The organism is Streptomyces sp. PA03-5A (assembly GCF_033792725.1).
GTDB lineage: Bacteria > Actinomycetota > Actinomycetes > Streptomycetales > Streptomycetaceae > Actinacidiphila.
Genome location: NZ_JARAVL010000013.1, coordinates 56,951 through 73,708, shown reverse-complemented (window position 1 = coordinate 73,708; position 16,758 = coordinate 56,951). Strand labels below are relative to the sequence as shown.

At 72.0% G+C, this 16,758-nt stretch carries 16 protein-coding genes; 2 read left to right on the top strand and 14 right to left on the bottom strand.

Translation table 11 applies throughout. The features are described 5' to 3' along the window. Positions 1 to 15 precede the first annotated feature (15 nt). From PV410_RS17970 to PV410_RS17955, 4 genes are all read right to left on the bottom strand, one after another. Complete coding sequence (locus PV410_RS17970) at positions 16 to 1,470, bottom strand: sugar porter family MFS transporter (protein WP_500325660.1); 1,455 nt, start codon at positions 1,468 to 1,470, stop codon at positions 16 to 18. A 181-nt stretch (positions 1,471 to 1,651) separates the two neighbouring features. Then, positions 1,652 to 5,209, bottom strand: coding sequence for a chromosome segregation protein SMC (gene smc / locus PV410_RS17965; RefSeq protein ID WP_500325659.1), 3,558 nt, complete (start codon positions 5,207 to 5,209; stop codon positions 1,652 to 1,654). Positions 5,210 to 5,384: 175 nt separating this feature from the next. Beyond that, positions 5,385 to 5,573 carry a hypothetical protein gene (locus PV410_RS17960; protein WP_319131640.1) on the bottom strand — a complete coding sequence of 63 codons (189 nt, stop codon included), beginning with the start codon at positions 5,571 to 5,573 and terminating at the stop codon, positions 5,385 to 5,387. A 412-nt stretch (positions 5,574 to 5,985) separates the two neighbouring features. Continuing rightward, positions 5,986 to 6,267, bottom strand: coding sequence for an acylphosphatase (locus tag PV410_RS17955; protein ID WP_500325655.1), 282 nt, complete (start codon positions 6,265 to 6,267; stop codon positions 5,986 to 5,988). A gap of 124 nt (positions 6,268 to 6,391) precedes the next feature. Here PV410_RS17955 and PV410_RS17950 point away from each other — a divergent pair, with 124 nt between their 5' ends. Next, complete coding sequence (locus PV410_RS17950; RefSeq protein WP_500325653.1) at positions 6,392 to 7,300, top strand: CAP domain-containing protein; 909 nt, start codon at positions 6,392 to 6,394, stop codon at positions 7,298 to 7,300. Between the two features lie 151 nt (positions 7,301 to 7,451). On the opposite strand, the gene PV410_RS17945 is transcribed toward PV410_RS17950, so the two are convergent. After that, positions 7,452 to 8,348 (bottom strand): phosphotransferase, encoded by an 897-nt coding sequence (locus PV410_RS17945; protein ID WP_500325652.1) that lies wholly within the window; start codon positions 8,346 to 8,348, stop codon positions 7,452 to 7,454. Positions 8,349 to 8,459: 111 nt separating this feature from the next. On the opposite strand from PV410_RS17945, the gene PV410_RS17940 reads away from it, so the two are divergent. Continuing rightward, positions 8,460 to 8,918 (top strand): winged helix-turn-helix transcriptional regulator, encoded by a 459-nt coding sequence (locus tag PV410_RS17940; protein ID WP_500325651.1) that lies wholly within the window; start codon positions 8,460 to 8,462, stop codon positions 8,916 to 8,918. Here PV410_RS17940 and mutM read toward each other — a convergent pair. From mutM to recG, 9 genes are all read right to left on the bottom strand, one after another. Continuing rightward, on the bottom strand, positions 8,861 to 9,760 hold the full coding sequence (mutM, locus tag PV410_RS17935) for a bifunctional DNA-formamidopyrimidine glycosylase/DNA-(apurinic or apyrimidinic site) lyase (protein WP_500325649.1): 900 nt from the start codon (positions 9,758 to 9,760) through the stop codon (positions 8,861 to 8,863). The two genes, PV410_RS17940 and mutM, sit on opposite strands and share 58 nt — an antisense overlap. Before the next feature lie 94 nt (positions 9,761 to 9,854). Next, positions 9,855 to 10,604: a ribonuclease III gene (gene rnc / locus PV410_RS17930; protein WP_500325647.1), complete on the bottom strand. Its 750-nt coding sequence runs from the start codon at positions 10,602 to 10,604 to the stop codon at positions 9,855 to 9,857. Positions 10,605 to 10,623: 19 nt separating this feature from the next. Next, positions 10,624 to 10,797, bottom strand: a complete 174-nt coding sequence (rpmF, locus tag PV410_RS17925) for a 50S ribosomal protein L32 (protein ID WP_026251550.1) — start codon at positions 10,795 to 10,797, stop codon at positions 10,624 to 10,626. Between the two features lie 2 nt (positions 10,798 to 10,799). Beyond that, positions 10,800 to 11,339, bottom strand: a complete 540-nt coding sequence (locus PV410_RS17920; RefSeq protein ID WP_500325645.1) for a YceD family protein — start codon at positions 11,337 to 11,339, stop codon at positions 10,800 to 10,802. A 178-nt stretch (positions 11,340 to 11,517) separates the two neighbouring features. Further along, the gene (locus PV410_RS17915; RefSeq protein WP_500325643.1) at positions 11,518 to 12,585 is read right to left on the bottom strand and encodes an ATP synthase subunit B family protein; all 1,068 of its coding nucleotides are present in this window, start codon (positions 12,583 to 12,585) and stop codon (positions 11,518 to 11,520) included. 10 nt (positions 12,586 to 12,595) lie between these two features. Next, a complete protein-coding gene (gene coaD / locus PV410_RS17910) occupies positions 12,596 to 13,075 on the bottom strand; it encodes a pantetheine-phosphate adenylyltransferase (protein ID WP_499514202.1) in 480 nt (159 codons plus the stop codon). 35 nt (positions 13,076 to 13,110) lie between these two features. Further along, positions 13,111 to 13,692: a 16S rRNA (guanine(966)-N(2))-methyltransferase RsmD gene (gene rsmD / locus PV410_RS17905; RefSeq protein WP_500325641.1), complete on the bottom strand. Its 582-nt coding sequence runs from the start codon at positions 13,690 to 13,692 to the stop codon at positions 13,111 to 13,113. Between the two features lie 71 nt (positions 13,693 to 13,763). Continuing rightward, positions 13,764 to 14,282, bottom strand: a complete 519-nt coding sequence (locus PV410_RS17900; RefSeq protein WP_499514200.1) for a hypothetical protein — start codon at positions 14,280 to 14,282, stop codon at positions 13,764 to 13,766. Between the two features lie 95 nt (positions 14,283 to 14,377). After that, positions 14,378 to 16,576 (bottom strand): ATP-dependent DNA helicase RecG, encoded by a 2,199-nt coding sequence (gene recG / locus PV410_RS17895; protein WP_500325639.1) that lies wholly within the window; start codon positions 16,574 to 16,576, stop codon positions 14,378 to 14,380. Positions 16,577 to 16,758 lie beyond the last annotated feature (182 nt).

Below are 16,758 nucleotides of genomic sequence, written 5' to 3'. Positions count from 1 at the left end.
AGCGGGTGGGGCCGGTCAGCCCATCTCCTCCAGGGTCTTGCCCTTCGTCTCCGGGACGAACCTGACGACGAAGGGGACGGAGAGCGCGGCGAAGGCCGTGTAGATCACGTAGGTCAGCGACAGGTTCCAGTCCGACAGGCTGGGGAAGCTGGCGGTGATCACCCAGTTGGCGACCCACTGCGCGCAGGCGGCGACGCCGAGCGCGGCGGCGCGGATCCGGTTCGGGAACATCTCGCCGAGGAAGACCCACACCACGACGCCCCACGACAGGGCGAAGAAGAGCACGAAGGCGTGCGCTCCGATGAGTGCCACGGCGCCCTCGGTGCCGGGGAGGCTGATGTGGCCGCCGGTGCCGGTCTTGTGGGAGAAGGCCCAGGCGACCAGGCCCAGCGAGACCGCCATGCCGACGGAACCGATGAGGGCGAGCGGCTTGCGGCCGATCCGGTCGACGAACAGCATCGCGATCACGGTGCCGATGATGTTGATGATCGACGTGGTGAAGGAGTAGAAGAACGAGCTGCTCGGGTCGACGCCCACGGACTGCCAGAGGGTGGCCGAGTAGTAGAAGATCACGTTGATGCCGACGAGCTGCTGGAACACCGACAGCCCGATGCCGACCCACACGATCGGGGCGAAGCCGAAGCGCCCGCCGAGCAGGTCCTTGAAGCGGGAGCGGTGCTCGCTGCGCATGTGCTCGCGGATCTCGGCGACCCGTGCGGCCGTGTCGGTGTGCTCGCCCTCGACGTCGCGCAGCACCTTCTCGGCGTCGGCGGTCCGGCCGGCGGAGATCAGGAAGCGGGGCGACTCGGGGATCGCGAAGGACAGCAGGCCGTACAGGACGGCGGGCACGACCATCACGCCGAGCATGACCTGCCACGCCTCGACGCCCAGCAGGTCGCCGCGCTGGTCGCCGTCGGCGGCCTGGAGCAGGCCCCAGTTGACGAGCTGGGAGACGGCGATGCCGATCACGATCGCGGCCTGCTGGAAGGAGCCGAGCCGGCCGCGGTACGCGGCGGGCGCGACCTCGGCGATGTAGGCGGGGCCGATCACCGACGCCATGCCGATGGCGAAGCCGCCGACCACGCGCCACAGCGCCAGGTCCCAGAGGCTGAAGGGAAGGGCGGAGCCCACGGCGCTGACCGTGAAGAGCGCGGCGGCGATCCGCATGACGCGGATGCGCCCGATGCGGTCGGCGACGCGGCCCGCGGTGGCGGCGCCGATCGCACAGCCGATCAGCGCGATGGCGACGACCTGGGCGAGCGCGGCCGAGCCGATGTCGTACTTCCCGCGGATGCCCTCGACGGCGCCGTTGATGACGGAGCTGTCGTAGCCGAAGAGGAAGCCGCCCATGGCGGCGGCCGCGGTGATGAAGATGACGTGCCCGAGGTGGTCGGCATGGCCGCCGGAGCGGCCGGCCGCCTGGGACTTCGGTGCGGTGGTGGTCACTGGTGAATCTCCCGGACTCTGCATTGAGCCCTCAGGTGGGGGGCAGGAGCAACGAGTGCCGGGACTCCCCAAGTCACCATCACTCGAACGCTAAAACAACATTGCAGACCTTATTCCTACAATCTTCAAAGTCAAACCCGCCTATTTTGACGCAACAGAGCAGAGGATCCCCCAGGGATCCACTGCATTCGTTCACAACGTGAAGTCAGTCCTTGAGGCGCTGACTGATGACCTTCGACACGCCGTCGCCCTGCATGGACACGCCGTACAGTGCGTCGGCGACCTCCATGGTCCGCTTCTGGTGGGTGATGACGATCAGCTGCGAGCTCTCCTGCAGCTCACGCATGATGCGGATGAGGCGCTGCAGGTTGGTGTCGTCCAGCGCGGCCTCGACCTCGTCCATCACGTAGAACGGGCTCGGCCGGGCCTTGAAGATCGACACCAGCAGCGCCACGGCGGTCAGCGAGCGCTCGCCGCCCGACAGCAGCGACAGCCGCTTGACCTTCTTGCCCGGCGGCCGGGCCTCCACCTCCACACCGGTGGTGAGCATGTTCTCGGGGTCGGTGAGGATCAGCCGGCCCTCGCCGCCGGGGAAGAGCCGGGAGAACACGCCCTCGAACTCGCGCGCCGTGTCGTGGTACGCGGAGGTGAAGACCTGCTCGACCCGCTCGTCCACCTCCTTCACCACCTGGAGCAGGTCGGCCCGGGTCTTCCTCAGGTCCTCCAGCTGTTCCGAGAGGAACTTGTGCCGCTCCTCCAGCGCCGCGAACTCCTCCAGCGCCAGCGGGTTGACCTTGCCCAGCTGCTGGTACGCCCTCTCCGCCGCCTTCAGCCGCTTCTCCTGCTCGCCCCGGTGGTACGGGCGCGGCGCGTTGCGCGGGTGCTCCGGGTCCTCCGGCAGCACCTCGCCCTCGGCGGGCGGGGACGGCGGCACGAGCTGGTCCGGCCCGTACTCCGCGACCAGGCCCTCGGGCTCGACGCCGTACTCCTCCAGGGCCTTGCCCTCCAGCTGCTCGACCCGCATCCGCTTCTCGGCGCCCAACACCTCGCCCTTGTGGACGGAGTCGGTCAGCCGGTCCCGTTCGGACTTCAGCTCCCGGCCCTGGCGGCGCGCGGTGTCCAGCTCCGCCTCGCGCTCGGCCTTGGCGCGCTCGGCCGCGCCGCGTTCCTCGTCCGCGCGCCCCAGCGAGACCTGGACGCAGGCCAGCAGGCCGTGCGCGCCCTTCAGCACCGCCGAGGCGACCTGCGCCTCGTACTCCAGACGTGCCTTGCGCCGGGCGGCCCGCTGCCTGGCCTCGCGCTCGGCGCGGGCGGCGCGGTCCAGGCCGTCGGCGCGGCCGGCCAGGCCCTTGACCCGCTCCTCGTGGGTACGTACCTGGAGCCGCGCCTCCATCTCGGTCTGCCGGGCGTTGGCGCCGTCGGCGGCCAGCCGGTCCCGCACGGAGGTGTCCGGCTCCTCCTCGGCAGGGGCGGCCTCCGCCTCGCTCAGCCGGAAGGAGAGCTCCTCGAACTCCTCTATGGCGGCCGCCAGGGACTCCTCGGCGCGGCCCACGGCGGCGGCAGAACGTTCCGCCTCCCCCGCCGCGGCGCGTGCCTGGCCGCCCAGCCGGCCCAGCTGCTGCGCCACAGCCGACTTCTCCTTCTCCGCGGCCCGCCGACGCTGCGTCAGCTCGTCGACCACCCGGGCGGCAGCCGACCGGCGTTCCTTGGCCGCGGCCTGCTCGTGCGCGAGCGCCTCGCAGCGCCCGGCCAGTGCCTCCAGCTCCGCGGCGGCCTCGTCGACGGCGGCCTGCACCTCCAGCAGGCTGGGGGCACCGGCAGAGCCGCCGTGGGCGAAGTGGGCGCCGAGGACATCGCCTTCGGCGGTCACCGCGGTCAACCGCGGGTGGGCGGCGACCAGTGACTCGGCGTCGGCGAGGCTCTCCACGACGACGTAGTCCCGCAGCAGACGGCGCACGGCCGGGAGCAGTTCGTCGGGGCCGCCGACGAGCGAGGCCGCCGCACGCGCGCCCGGGGGCACCGCGGCGGTCTCCTGCGGGGCGGCGTCACCGGCGAGGAGCAGCGTCGCGCGTCCCGCGTCGTCCTTGCGCAGCAGCCGCAGCGCCTCGGCGGCGGCGGACGGGCCCGAGACGGCGACGGCGTCGGCGGCGGCGCCCAGCGCGGCCGCGACCGGCACCTCGTGGCCCGGGGCGACGGTGAGGAGTTCGGCGGCGGGGCCGAGCAGCCCGGCCAGGCGGTCGCCCGCGGCGAGCAGGGCACCGGTGCCGTCCTTGCGGCGCAGGCCGAGGGCGAGTGCGTCGTGGCGCGCGGCGAGGGCGGCCCGCCGGCGTTCGGCGGTGGTGGCGGCCTCGCGGGCGGCGGAGTGGGCCTCGTCGGCGCCGGCCTGCTCGTCCTTGGCCGCTTCGAGGCGCTCGTCGAGCTCGGAGTCGTCGGCGTCCAGGTCCTCGACCCGGGCGCGGAGTTCCTCGTACTCCTCCTGCGCGGACTCGGCACGCTCGCGCGCCTCGTCGCGGGCGGCGGTCAGCCGGCCGATCTCGGCTTCGGCGGACCCGGCCTTGGAGCGGGCGGCGTTGACCTGACCCTGCAGGCGGGCCAGACCCTCGCGACGGTCGGCGATGGCGCGGGCGGCGGCCTTGAGCGCCTTGTCCTCGTCCGCGAGGCGGCGTTCCAGCTCGGCCCGGTGGTCGACCGTGTCGTCCAGGGCGCGCTGGGCGGCCTCCAGGGCGTCGGTGAGTTCCGCCTCCTGTTCGCGGATGCGGGCGGCCTCGCGCTCCATGTCCTCCGGATCGCGGCCGCGCCGCTCCTCGGCGGGCTGCGCGGTGGCATGACGTACGCGCTGCTCGGCCAGGCCGATGGTGCCGCGCACCCGCTCGGCCAGTTGCGACAGCCCGTACCAAGTGGCCCGGGCGTCGGCGAGCCGCGGCGCGAGGGCCCTGACCTGCTCCTCCAGCCGCGCCTCGCGTTGTACGGCGGCCGCCAGCTCCGCCTCGACGGCGTCGCGGCGCTCCTTGAGCGCGGCCTCGTCGGCGACCTCGGCGTGCAACGCCTTCCGCAGGGTGACCAGGTCATCGGCGAGCAGTCGCAGCCGGGCGTCGCGCAGGTCGGCCTGGATGACCACCGCCCGGCGGGCGACTTGTGCCTGCCGGCCCAGCGGTTTGAGCTGACGGCGCAGCTCACCGGTCAGGTCCTGGACGCGGGCCAGGTTCGCCTGCATGGCGTCCAGCTTGCGCAGCGCCTTTTCCTTGCGCTTGCGGTGCTTGAGGACCCCGGCCGCCTCCTCGATGAAGGCGCGGCGGCCCATCGGATCGGCGTGCAGCACCGAATCCAGTTGCCCCTGGCCGACGATGACGTGCATTTCGCGGCCGATACCGGAGTCGGAGAGCAGTTCCTGGATGTCCAGCAACCGGCAGGTGTCACCGTTGATCTGGTATTCGCTGCCGCCGTTGCGGAACATGATCCGCGTGATGGTGACCTCGGCGTAATCGATCGGGAGGGCACCGTCGCTGTTGTCGATCGTGAGCGACACCTCGGCCCGGCCGAGCGGCGGCCGTCCCGTCGTGCCGGCGAAGATGACGTCCTCCATCTTGCCGCCGCGCAGCGACTTGGCGCCCTGTTCGCCCATGACCCAGGACAGCGCGTCCACGACGTTGGACTTGCCGGAACCGTTCGGGCCGACGACACAGGTGATTCCGGGTTCGAATCGCAGGGTCGTCGCCGAGGCGAATGACTTGAACCCGCGCAGGGTCAGGCTCTTGAGGTGCACGCCGCTGGACTCTACCTCCCGCTCCCGGTTTCACCGAGGAATGCGGGGGGCACATGCAATGCAAGGGCGGAGATCATGGGAGGGCTAACGGGGCGGCAAACGACGAAGGGACGCCGGGGCGTCCCTTGCACATTCCCAAACGGAGTCGTTTCCCCTGACCGGCCGAAAGGCCGGGTCAGGCGAGAACCGGCTCCGCGTGAGGTACGTCGACGAGCTCGTGCGAGGCAGCGGCCAGCGCATCGTTCTCGGCCTGGATCCGTACGAGCTCGGTTTCCAGGTCCTGGACACGCTGCTGCAGCCTTCGCATCTCGGCGAGGAGTCGAGGGTCGGGGCCGCCGACGTAACCGAGAAGCGCCTTTGCCATGATGGATGGTCCTCCACGCTGAGTGACCGACCGGGGAGCGGTGTGGGTCGTGAGTGAGGGGTTATAGGCACCCGCGCCGTGTGCGCCGAAGCTGCCCTTTGCCATGCCTACAGCTGCGGTGCGCGGGGCTTCCAGCGTCTCACCAAATAGTTAGACGGTCAACACGATCACAGCCCGGGCGTCGGGTGCGCCTAAGAAAACACGGCGCGAGAGGGCGCCGCGGGCGTCCCGCGTGGCGTGGAGGACAGGGCCGTCGACCGCTCCCCGAAGATCACCGCGTCCTCGATGTCGGCAGCCTCGCACGCGGTGCGCGAAATGGCAACCTCCTTGTCGCTCTTGCCACGTGAGATTGCCGTTGATCTGTCACCTCACCCCTCACCTGCGAGGACGGGGCGGTGTGCGGGTCGGTGGGTCAGCGGATCGCGAAGCCGTCGTAACCGCCGCGCGGCTCGCCCCAGATTTCGGTGACGCCGTCGACGCGTCCGGGCGTGTCGCCGGTCCGCAGCCAGTCGAGCAGACCGTCGCAGCGCGACCGCTCACCTTCGGCCACGATCTGCACGCGGCCGTCCGAGAGATTGCTCACATACCCGTCGAGTCCGCCGATCTCCAGTGCGTTCACGCGCGTCCACCAGCGGAAACCCACTTGGTGCACTCGGCCCCGCACCCAGGCGGTGAGTCGGACAGCGTCGTTCATGAAAGCACGCTAACCCCTCAGTTGCCCAGGGTTCACACCTGCCCCGCCTGTCTTTCGGTACAGTCGCGCCGCAACAGGACTCACCCGTTCGGGTGAACACCGTCGACATAAAGGACTGCACCGGATGGGCCGCCACAGCCGTAAAGCCTTTGAGCCGGCGCCGTTCTCGGAGGAGGCGCCGCGCCACCGCGGGCAGAGCAGCAGGGCCCGGCGGCGCAAGCAGAACCCGGTGCGCACCGGGCTGCTGGCCTCGTCCGCCGCGCTGGCCGTGGGTGCGATCGGCGTCTCCAGCGGGCTGCTGCCCTCGCCGGACGGCTCCGGCGGGTTCTCGTACCACGACGACGCTCCCGGCCAGGTCCAGGCCGCCGGGCTGCCGAACACCGCGAGCCCCCAGGACGTCGGCGCCATCCCCGCCGACCGGGACACCTCCGCACCCGCCAGCCGCGGCAACGCCCGTACGACCGCGCCCCCCGCCGCCCCGTCGGCACCGGCGACCACCGCGACGCCGACCCCCTCCGCCTCCACCTCCGCCCCTGACGACGGCGCTGCGACCCCCACCGCTCCGCAGCCCTCCGCGTCCTCCGCGCCGGCCACCGTCCCCTCCCCGCCCGCGGCCACCCTCGTGCCGGGCGGCGACGAGGCGCAGGACGGCGACCAGAGCGTCGCCGAGGTCTCCGTCCTCGCCCTGGTGAACACCGTCCGGGCCACCGCCGGCTGCCGGCCGCTGCGCGACGACAAGAAGCTCTCCGAGCTCGCCTCCGACTTCAGCGCCGACATGGCCGCCCGGGCCTTCTTCGACCACACCGACCCCGACGGCGACGACCCCTGGGACCGGGCCGCGCAGGCCGGCGTAAAGGACCTCGGCGGCGAGAACATCGCCCGCGGCCAGGCCACGGCCCAGGAGGTCATGGACGCGTGGATGAACAGCGAGGGGCACCGCGCCAACATCCTCAACTGCGACTACAAGACGATCGGTGTCGGCGCCGTCTTCGGCGACGGCGGCCCCTGGTGGACGCAGGACTTCGGCTACTGAGCCGGCCACCGGCCGTCGGCGCTGCGTTGAGCGCCGACGGCTCCGGGCACGTACAGGTGGGCGTGGTCGAGAAGGACACGCCGCCGGAGGGCGGCCCGGCAGCCTCCCGGAGCAGGTGGCGCCCGGGGTTCGGGCCGGTGTGCGTCCTGCCCTAAGGAGCGGTGAGTGCCGCCTCGATCGAGGAGCCGTGGCGCTCCAGCCAGGCCTCGCGGCGTTTGATCTGGTCGCCGACCCCCTCGTGCCACATGCGGGCCCAGCCGCCGCCCTCGGTCTCGGCCATCCGCTTCATGGAGAACCACGCGCGGCGGGTCCGGAGCACGGCGACCTCCAGCAGGCGGCCGCGGTCAATGCCGGACAGGCCGTACGCGTCGGCGAGGAGGCGGCAGCGCCGGGGGACGTCCACGTCGCGCAACTGGGGGTCGGCGTCGGCGGGGTCGCCGATGGGGGCCCAGTAGAGCATCGCGTTGTGGATCTCCTCGACCCTGGGAACCGGCCTGGCCAGGTCGAAGTCGATGAGCGCGGCGGCCCGGCCGGCCCGGAAGACGATGTTGTCCGGCGTGAAGTCCATGTGCCCGATCACCTCGGCGGGATGCGCGGGCGCGGGAGGCATGTCCGGGTCCGGCGCGGGACCGGCCGGGGCCTGGACGCCGTCGGGTGGGGTGAAGCCGGCTACCGCGTCGTCGTAGGCGCGGACCAGGCGGCCGACCGAGACGAGGCGGCCCTCGTCGGCGATCCAGGCGGGCCGCGGCCGTCCGGCGACCTCCCCCGCCACGTAGGTCAGCACCTCCCGGCCGGCGGTGTCGATGCCGAGGAGGCGCGGCGCGCCGGGGAATCCGACGTCCTCCAGGTGACGGAGCAGGGCGTGCACCAGGGGGCTGTGGGCGCCGGTCGGACGGCGGACGGTGTCGCCGACGCGGACGACGCCCTCGGTCACGTCACCGCCGATCAGGGGGATCTCCGGCTGCGGCTCGGCGGTCTCGGCGTAGGTGGCGGCGGGGGCGGGCGGAGCGGGCGGAGCGGGCGGAGCGGGCGGGCCGTCGGGAAGCATCCGCCCATTGTGCGCCGTACGGCCCCGGCCACGCCGGGGGTTCGGGGCCGTAACTCACCGAGGGGAAGCGCAACCCCACGGGTGGCGCTGTGGACGAGTACGCTCACGCCCATGGAGACGTCCGTTCGGGCCGGCGACGCCACCGGCGGCAGCGGTGGTGCCGGGGCGGCGAACCCGGAGTACGACGTGTTCGCCCGCTCGTGCCCGTCGCGCCCCACGCTGGAGCACGTGACCGGCCGCTGGGGCTCGCTGACGCTGGGCGCGCTGGTCGACGGGGCACTGCGGTTCAACGAGCTTCGCCGCCGCGTCGACGGGGTGAGCGAGAAGATGCTCTCCCAGACCCTGCACGCGCTCGAACGGGACGGGCTGGTGCACCGCGAGGCGCAGCCCACCAACCCGCCGCGGGTCGACTACAGCCTCACACCGCTGGGCCGGGACACGGCCGAGCGGCTGCTCGCCCTGATCGGGCTCGTGGAGTCGCGGATGCCGGAGGTGCTGGCGGCGCAGCGGCGCTACGACGGGCGGACGGTGACGGCGGACGTGCCGCCCGGACCGCGCGGCGGTCGCTGACAGCGCGGGCAGAAGTAGCTCGACCGGTTCATCCAGGGACGGCGGCGGATCGGGGTGCCGCAGCGGCGGCAGGGCTCGTCCTCGCGGCCGTAGGCGTCCAGGGAGCGGTCGAAGTAGCCGGACTCCCCGTTGACGTTGACGTACAGGCTGTCGAAGCTCGTGCCGCCGGCGGCGAGGGCGTCGGTCATGACCTCGCGGATGTGGGTGAGCAGTTCGGTGGTGACCGGGCGGGTCAGGGTCGCGGTCGGCCGCTCGTAGTGCAGCCTGGTGCGCCACAGCGCCTCGTCCGCGTAGATGTTGCCTACCCCGCTGATCAGCGATTGGTCGAGCAGCGCCCGCTTGATCGTGGTGCGGCGGCGGCGCAGCGCGGTGTGGAAGGCCGCGTCGTCGAAGCGGGCGTCGAGCGGGTCACGGGCGATGTGCGACAGGGGGACCGGCAGCCGCTCGGGGTCGCCGGGCACGCACTCGTGCAGCGACAGGCCGCCGAAGGTGCGCTGGTCGACGAAGCGCAGCTCCGTGCCGAGGTCGTCCTCGAAGCGGATCCGGATCCGCAGGTGGGTCTCGGCGGGCGCGTCCTCGGGCTGGACGAGCAGCTGGCCGCTCATGCCCAGGTGCCCGAGGAGCGCGAGCGGGGAGTCCTGGAGCGGCAGCCACAGGTACTTGCCGCGGCGCAGGGCGGGACCGAAGGTCTGCGCCGCCAGCCGGTCGGCGAAGTCCGCGCCGCCGGCGAGGTGGCGGCGCACGGCGCGGGCGTGCAGCACCTCGGCCCGGGCGACGGTGCGGCCGCTGACCCAGCGGTCCAGACCGCGGCGTACGACTTCGACCTCGGGCAGCTCCGGCACGCGGCGCGCTCCTCTCGGAAGGCGGTTCCCCGCCCGGGGAACCGGAAGGCCCGCCCGGTCGGCCTCGGGGGCCGGCCGGACGGGCCTGACGGGTTCAGCTCGCGACAGTGCCGTTCGCCTCGCGCTTGGCGCGGATCCCGCGCCAGGCGGCCTCGGCGGCCTGCTGCTCTGCTTCCTTCTTGCTGCGGCCGGTGCCGGTGCCGTACTCGACACCACCGACGCGGGCGGCAGCCGTGAAGGTCTTCTCGTGGTCCGGTCCGGTCTCGGAGACCACGTACTCCGGGACACCGAGGCCCTCGCCCGCGGTGAGTTCCTGGAGGCTGGTCTTCCAGTCCAGTCCCGCCCCGAGGTTGGAGGACTTCTCGATCAGTGGGTCGAAGAGCCGGTGCACCAGCTCCGACGCGGCGTCCAGGCCCTGGTCCAGGTAGACCGCCCCGATCACCGCCTCGAGGGTGTCCGCGAGGATCGACGCCTTGTCCCGGCCTCCCGTGCCCTCCTCGCCCCGGCCGAGGCGGACGAAGCTGCCCAGGTCGAGGCCACGGCCGACGTCGGCCAGGGCTCGGGAGTTGACCACCGCGGCCCGCAGCTTGGCGAGCGTGCCCTCCGGGAGGTCCGGGTGGGTGCGGTAGAGCGTGTCCGTGACCACCAGGCCGAGCACGGAGTCCCCGAGGAACTCCAGGCGCTCGTTGGTGGGCAGACCGCCGTTCTCGTACGCGTACGAGCGATGGGTCAGCGCACGCACCAGAAGGGCGGGTTCGAGTGTGTACCCGAGCCGCCCTTCCAGAACCGCGGGGGACGAGGCTGCCTTACCGGCGTCCGTCGACGTTGCGCCGTCTGACGACATGGAGCCCCTCACCCGCCGATCAGACCTCGAGGACCTGACGACGGTTGTAGGTGCCGCAGCTCGGGCACGCGATGTGCTGCTGCTTCGGCTCGTGGCAGCGCTCGCACGCCACCAGGCTCACGGGCGCAGCCTTCCACTGCGAACGGCGGTGGCGCGTGTTGCTGCGCGACATCTTCCGCTTGGGAACAGCCACGGCTACTTCTCCTGGTTCTCGTCGGCGCCGTCCTCGGCACCGCTCAGCTGGATTTCCTGCAGGGCCGCCCAACGGATGTCGGTGACCTCGTGGTGGTGGTCCGGGTCGTCCGCCAGCCGCGCCCCGCAATCGGAGCACAGACCGGGACAGTCGTCCTGGCACACCGGCTGCAGCGGCAGTTCGAGAACCACCGCGTCGCGCAGCACGGGCTCGAGGTCGAACAAGTCGCCCTCGAGGAAGAGAGTGTCCTCCTCCTCGGCGTCGTCACCGGCGTCGGCGGCACCGTGGTGCCCACCGGTCCGGGTGTCGGCGTCGGGGTAGGAGTACAACTCCTGGAACTCCGTCTCGAGCTCACGCTCGAGCGGCTCCAGACACCTTACGCACTCCCCCGAGAGCGGTGCGCGGGCGGTGCCCGTGACGAGCACCCCCTCCATCACCGACTCCAGGCGGAGGTCCAGCTCGATCTCCGTGCCCTCGCGGACACCGATGACCTCGATGCCCATGTCCTTGGGGGCCGGCACCGAGCGGGAGACCTTCTTCATCGCCCCAGGACGACGACCCAGCTCGTGCGTGTCGAACACGAGCGGGTTGCGGTGGTCGAGGCGGGTGTTCAGGGCTCCTGCTTTCTTCGGTTCGGCGCGTGCCCGTCGCCACGACGGCGGGCACGCCAAAGCGCCGGGGATCACACGGCTGAGGGATCAGGATACCGGTCCCCCGGGCTCAGCCCAAACCGCGCTCCTGCTCCAGCTCACGCAGCCGGTTCAGGTCGATCATGCTGGTGTCGAAGAAGCTCGTCTCGTCGAGCGCCGCGCCCTGCCCCTGCTGGTGCTGCTGCGGGACGTACTGCTGCTGCTCGTAACCGCTCTGCTGCGGCTGCTGCCAGCCGTAGTTCGGGTCGTAGTAGGCCTGCTGCGGCTGGGCGGCGTACGGGTCGGCGTACTGGCCCTGCTGCTGGTACGGGTCCGGCTGCTGGACCTGCTGCTGGTACGGGTCCGGCTGCTGGTAGCCGTAGTCGGGCTGCTGGACCGCGTTCGGGTCGTACTGGTAGTCGCCGGGGGCCACGGGGGCGGCCAGGCCCGCGAGGTACTCGGCGTCGGACTGCCCGGGGACCTGGCCCTCGGGGTCCGCGTCGTGGGCGCCCAGTTCGTCCATGGGGCGGTGGCCGGTCAGCTTCAGGCGGCCCCGTCCGACGGCCTCCAGGGTCTTGCTGAGCACCGCCTCGAAGGCGCCCAGCTTGGCGTCCACGTACTCGTCCGCGCGGCGGCGCAGCGTCTCGGGGTCCCCGCTGCGCTCCGGCGCGTCGTCCTCGTCCGCGTACGGGTAGCCGTTCTCGTCGAGGGCCGGGCCGTGGCCCAGCAGCTTCTCGCGCCCGCGGTCCACCGAGCCGATGGTCTTGGTCAGCACGACCTCGAAGTTGGCGAGCTTGCTGTCGACGTAGTCGTCGGCCTCGGCCCGGATCTCGGTGGCCTCGCGCTGCGCCTCCGTGACGATGCGCTCGGCCTCCTGCTGCGAGCGGCGGGCGATCTCGGTGTCGGAGATCAGCGAACCGCGTTCCGCGTGCGCGGCGCCGATGATCCGGCCGGCCTCGGCCCGGGCCTCCTCGACCATCTGCTCCCGCCCGCCCAGCAGCTGCTGGGCCTGGGAGAGCGAGTCGGGCAGCGCCGACCGTACGTCTTCGAGCATGGCGAGCAACTCGGCACGGTTGACCACGCAGGAGGCCGACATCGGCATGGACCGGGCGGCCTCCACGGCGGCCACGATCTCGTCGAGCTTCTTCTGGACGTCCACGTTCCAGACTCTACTGCTGCGCGAGCTTCTTCTTGAGGGCCTCCAGCACGACGGGGGGCAGCAAGTGCGCGACGTCGCCGCCCCATTGCGCCACCTCCTTGACGAGGCTGGAGGACAGGAAGCTGTAGGTGGGGTTGGTGGGGACGAACAGGGTCTCCACGCCGGACAGCCCGTTGTTCATCTGGGCCATCTGCAGCTCGTAGTCGAAGTCGCTGACCGCGCGCAGGCCCTTCACGATGGCGGGGATGTCGCGCTGCTTGCAGAAGTCCACCAGCAGGCCGTGGAAGGCCTCCACGCGCACGTTGCCGTACCCGGCGGTGACCTCCTCGATGAGGGCGATGCGCTCCTCGATCGAGAAGAGGCCCTTCTTCGACTTGTTGATCATCACGGCCACGTAGACCTCGTCGTACAGGCGCGAGGCTCGGGCGATGATGTCGAGGTGTCCATTGGTGACGGGGTCGAAGGACCCCGGACAGACTGCGCGGCGCAACGGTGACTCCTCGCTCTGAGGGTTCTGCGGGTGGTTCATGACGCGTCGGTGACGTCGGCGGCGCGACCGTACCAAAGCGTCCCTTCGCCGTACCGCCGGGCCCTGATCCCTTCGTACCCCTCGGGCCAGCGGAATTCCCCGCCTCGGGTGCTCCTCTCCACGGTGGCGACGGCGTCCGCGTCGAGCCAGCCCTGCGTACGGAGTGTGAGCAGGATCTCGCGCAGCTCGTCGTCGGTGACGGCGTACGGCGGGTCCAGGAACACCAGGTCGTACGGCTCCGCGGGAGGCGGTCCCGCGACGACCTTCTCGGCCTTTCCGGCCCGCACCTCGGCGCCGGGCAGCCCGAGGGCGCGGACGTTCTCCCGGATGACGCGGGCGGCGCGGGGGTCGGACTCGACCAGCAGCACGTGCGCCGCGCCACGTGAGAGCGCCTCCAGGCCGACGGCGCCCGATCCCCCGTACAGGTCGATGACCCGCGCCCCGTGCAGAACGCCGCGCAGCGACTCCCAGGTGGAGAACAGCCCCTCCTTCGCCCGGTCGGAGGTGGGTCGGGTTCCGTTGCCCGGCGGCACGGCCAGGCGACGGCCACCGGCGGCTCCGGCGATCACGCGGGTCATCTGCGGCTCATTCGTCTCGTGGGCGGGGGGGAACGGCGCCGTCGCGGCGCCGCTCCCCCACGATACGTAGGTCAGTCCCGGCCCTGCTCTTCCACGGCCCCGACGAGCGCCGGCGAGGCGTAGCGCGACCAGGACAGGCAGCCGTCGGGCGGGCAGTGCTCGGGGCGGCGCGGGTCGTGACCGAGCTCACGCAGCTTCGTCCGGACGGAGTCGGGCGTACGGCCGAAGCGCGCGGCCACGCGGGCGATGGACTCGCCGTCGTGGAACCGGCGGACCAGTTCCTCCTCGTGCTGCGGCACCCAGGGCGCGCCGTGCCCCGGGAACAGCTCGCGCAGCACGTCACGGTCGGGTATGGGCTCGGCCACGTCGGCCACGAGGGCGAGGGCGCGCAGGGCGCGGTTGAGGGCGATGCGCAGGGACGGGACGTCGGTCAGCGGCAGCGTGAGCGTGCCGGAGGCGAGGAGGGTGTCCGGGTCGTCCTCGGACCAGCCGGCCAGGGTCAGGGTGACGGTGGTGTCGTCGTCGCTGGAGAGCTCGATCCGGAAGACCTTCTCACCGAGCGGCAGTTCGTTGAGGTGACGGAACGACATGAAATCAGCCCCCAAAGGTCCAACTACGCCTATTCCCGAGCGGATCGGCGCGGACTGTGTCCATTCTCCCAGGGGGCACTGACAATGACGGTCCGTCAGCCCTTGTCGAGGTACTGCTCGCGGTCCGCGTCGACCAGGCTCTCCAGCGCGCTGCGCAGGTCCGGCTGACCCTCCAGTCCGGGGTCCGCGGCGACCAGCGAGGTGGCCTCCTCCCGGGCCGCCGCGATCACGTCCTCGTCGTCGATCACCGTCAGCATGCGCAGCGACGAACGCGTCCCGGACTGGGCCTGCCCGAGGACGTCGCCCTCACGCCGCTGTTCCAGGTCGATGCGGGAGAGCTCGAAGCCGTCCAGCGTCCCGGCCACGGCGTCCAGCCGGGCGCGGGCCGAGGTCGCCTCCGGCATCTCGGACACCAGCAGGCACAGACCGGCCGCCGCACCACGCCCGACCCGGCCGCGCAACTGGTGCAGCTGCGAGACGCCGAAGCGGTCCGCGTCCATGATCACCATGGCGGTGGCGTTCGGCACGTTGACGCCGACCTCGATCACCGTGGTCGCCACCAGCACGTCGACATCGCCGGCGGCGAAGCGGCGCATCACGTCGTCCTTCGCCTCCGCCTGCATCCGCCCGTGCAGCACCTCCACGCGCAGCCCCGCCAGCGGCCCCTTGGCCAGCTGCTCGGCGATCTCCAGCACCGCCAGCGGCGGCCGCCGCTCCGCCTCGTCCTCCGCGGACTTCTTCTTCGGGTCCGGCTCCTCGTCGCCGATCCGCGGGCACACCACGTACGCCTGGTGCCCGTTCTCGACCTCCTCGCGCACCCGCTCCCAGGCGCGCGACAGGAAGTGCGGCTTGTCCTTCGCCGGCACGACGTGCGTGGCGATCGGCGAACGCCCGGCCGGCAACTGGTCCAGCACGGAGGTCTCCAGGTCGCCGAAGACCGTCATCGCGACGGTGCGCGGGATCGGCGTCGCCGTCATCACCAGCAGGTGCGGCGGCTGCTTGGCCTTGCCCCGCAGCGCGTCGCGCTGCTCGACACCGAAGCGGTGCTGCTCGTCGACCACGACCAGCCCCAGGTCGTGGAACCCCACCTTGTCCTCGATCAGCGCGTGCGTGCCCACGACGATCCCGGCCTCGCCGGTCACCAGGTCAAGCAGCGCCTGGCGGCGGGCGGCGGCCCCCATGGAACCGGTCAGCAGCACGACCTTCGTGCCCAGGTCCGAGCCGCCGAGCATCCCGCCCTCGGCGAGGTCGCCCATCATCTCCGTGATCGACCGGTGGTGCTGCTGCGCCAGCACCTCCGTCGGCGCCAGCATCGCGGCCTGGCCGCCCGTGTCGACCACGCCGAGCATGGCGCGCAGCGCCACCATCGTCTTGCCGGAACCCACCTCGCCCTGGAGCAGCCGGTGCATCGGGTGGTCCGTCGCCAGGTCCGCGAAGATCTCGGCCGACACCTGCTCCTGGCCCTCGGTGAGCGTGAACGGCAGCCGCGCGTCGAAGGCCTTCAGCAGTCCGTCCTCCGCCGGCACGCGCGGCACGGCGGGCAGCGCGTCCTCCGCCGCCCGGCGCCGCGCGAGGGCCACCTGCAGTACGAACGCCTCGTCCCACTTCAGGCGCTCCTTGGCGATCATGATGTCGGCCTTGGACCGCGGGCGGTGGATCTTCTCCAGCGCCTCCGGCAGCGCCACGAGCCCGCGCGACTCCCGCAGCGCGGCGGGCAGCGGCTCGCCCGTGCCGGACCACTGCGTGGCGCCGAGGGAGGTCAGCACGGTGTCGACGGTCTTCGCGATCGTCCACGAATTGACCTGCTTGCACGCCGGGTAGATCGGGATCAGCCGGGCGGCGAAGGCGTCCACGGCCTCCTTGCCGTCCTCGGCGTCCAGCAACTGGTACTCGGGGTGCGCCAGCTGCAGGGCCCGGTTGAACACGGACACCTTGCCGGCGAACATGCCGCGGCGGCCCGGGAGGAGGTCGTGCTCCGGCTTGAACACCCCCCGGCCGAAGAAGACCAGGGTCAGCGAGCCGCTGCCGTCCGTGACGACCACCTCGAGGCGCGACTTGCCCGGGCCGTAGGTCTTCTTCGTCGCCTTGGCGACGCGCGCGACGACGGTGACGTGCTCGTCCAGTGGGAGGTCGGACAGGCGCGTCAGCTCGCCGCGTTCCGCGTAGCGGCGTGGGTAGTGGTGCAGCAGGTCGCCGACGGTGCGCAGGTCGAGATGGTCGGCGAACACCTTTGCGGTGCGGCCGCCGACGGATTTTGCGAGCGGTTCGTCAAGGGCAGCAGACATCGCGTCCATCTTTGCGCACGGGGCCGACAAAGTTTGTGTTGCGGCCCGGGGTGCTGCGGCTGCGCCGGGCTGCCCGGGTGGTCGTGTACGGGTGCGTTGCGCCTGCGGCGGGCGGTTTCCCCGCCCTCCCTCCCTCCCCCGGCCGAAGGCCGGGGGAGGGAGGGAGGGCGGGGAAACCCCAACAGCAACCA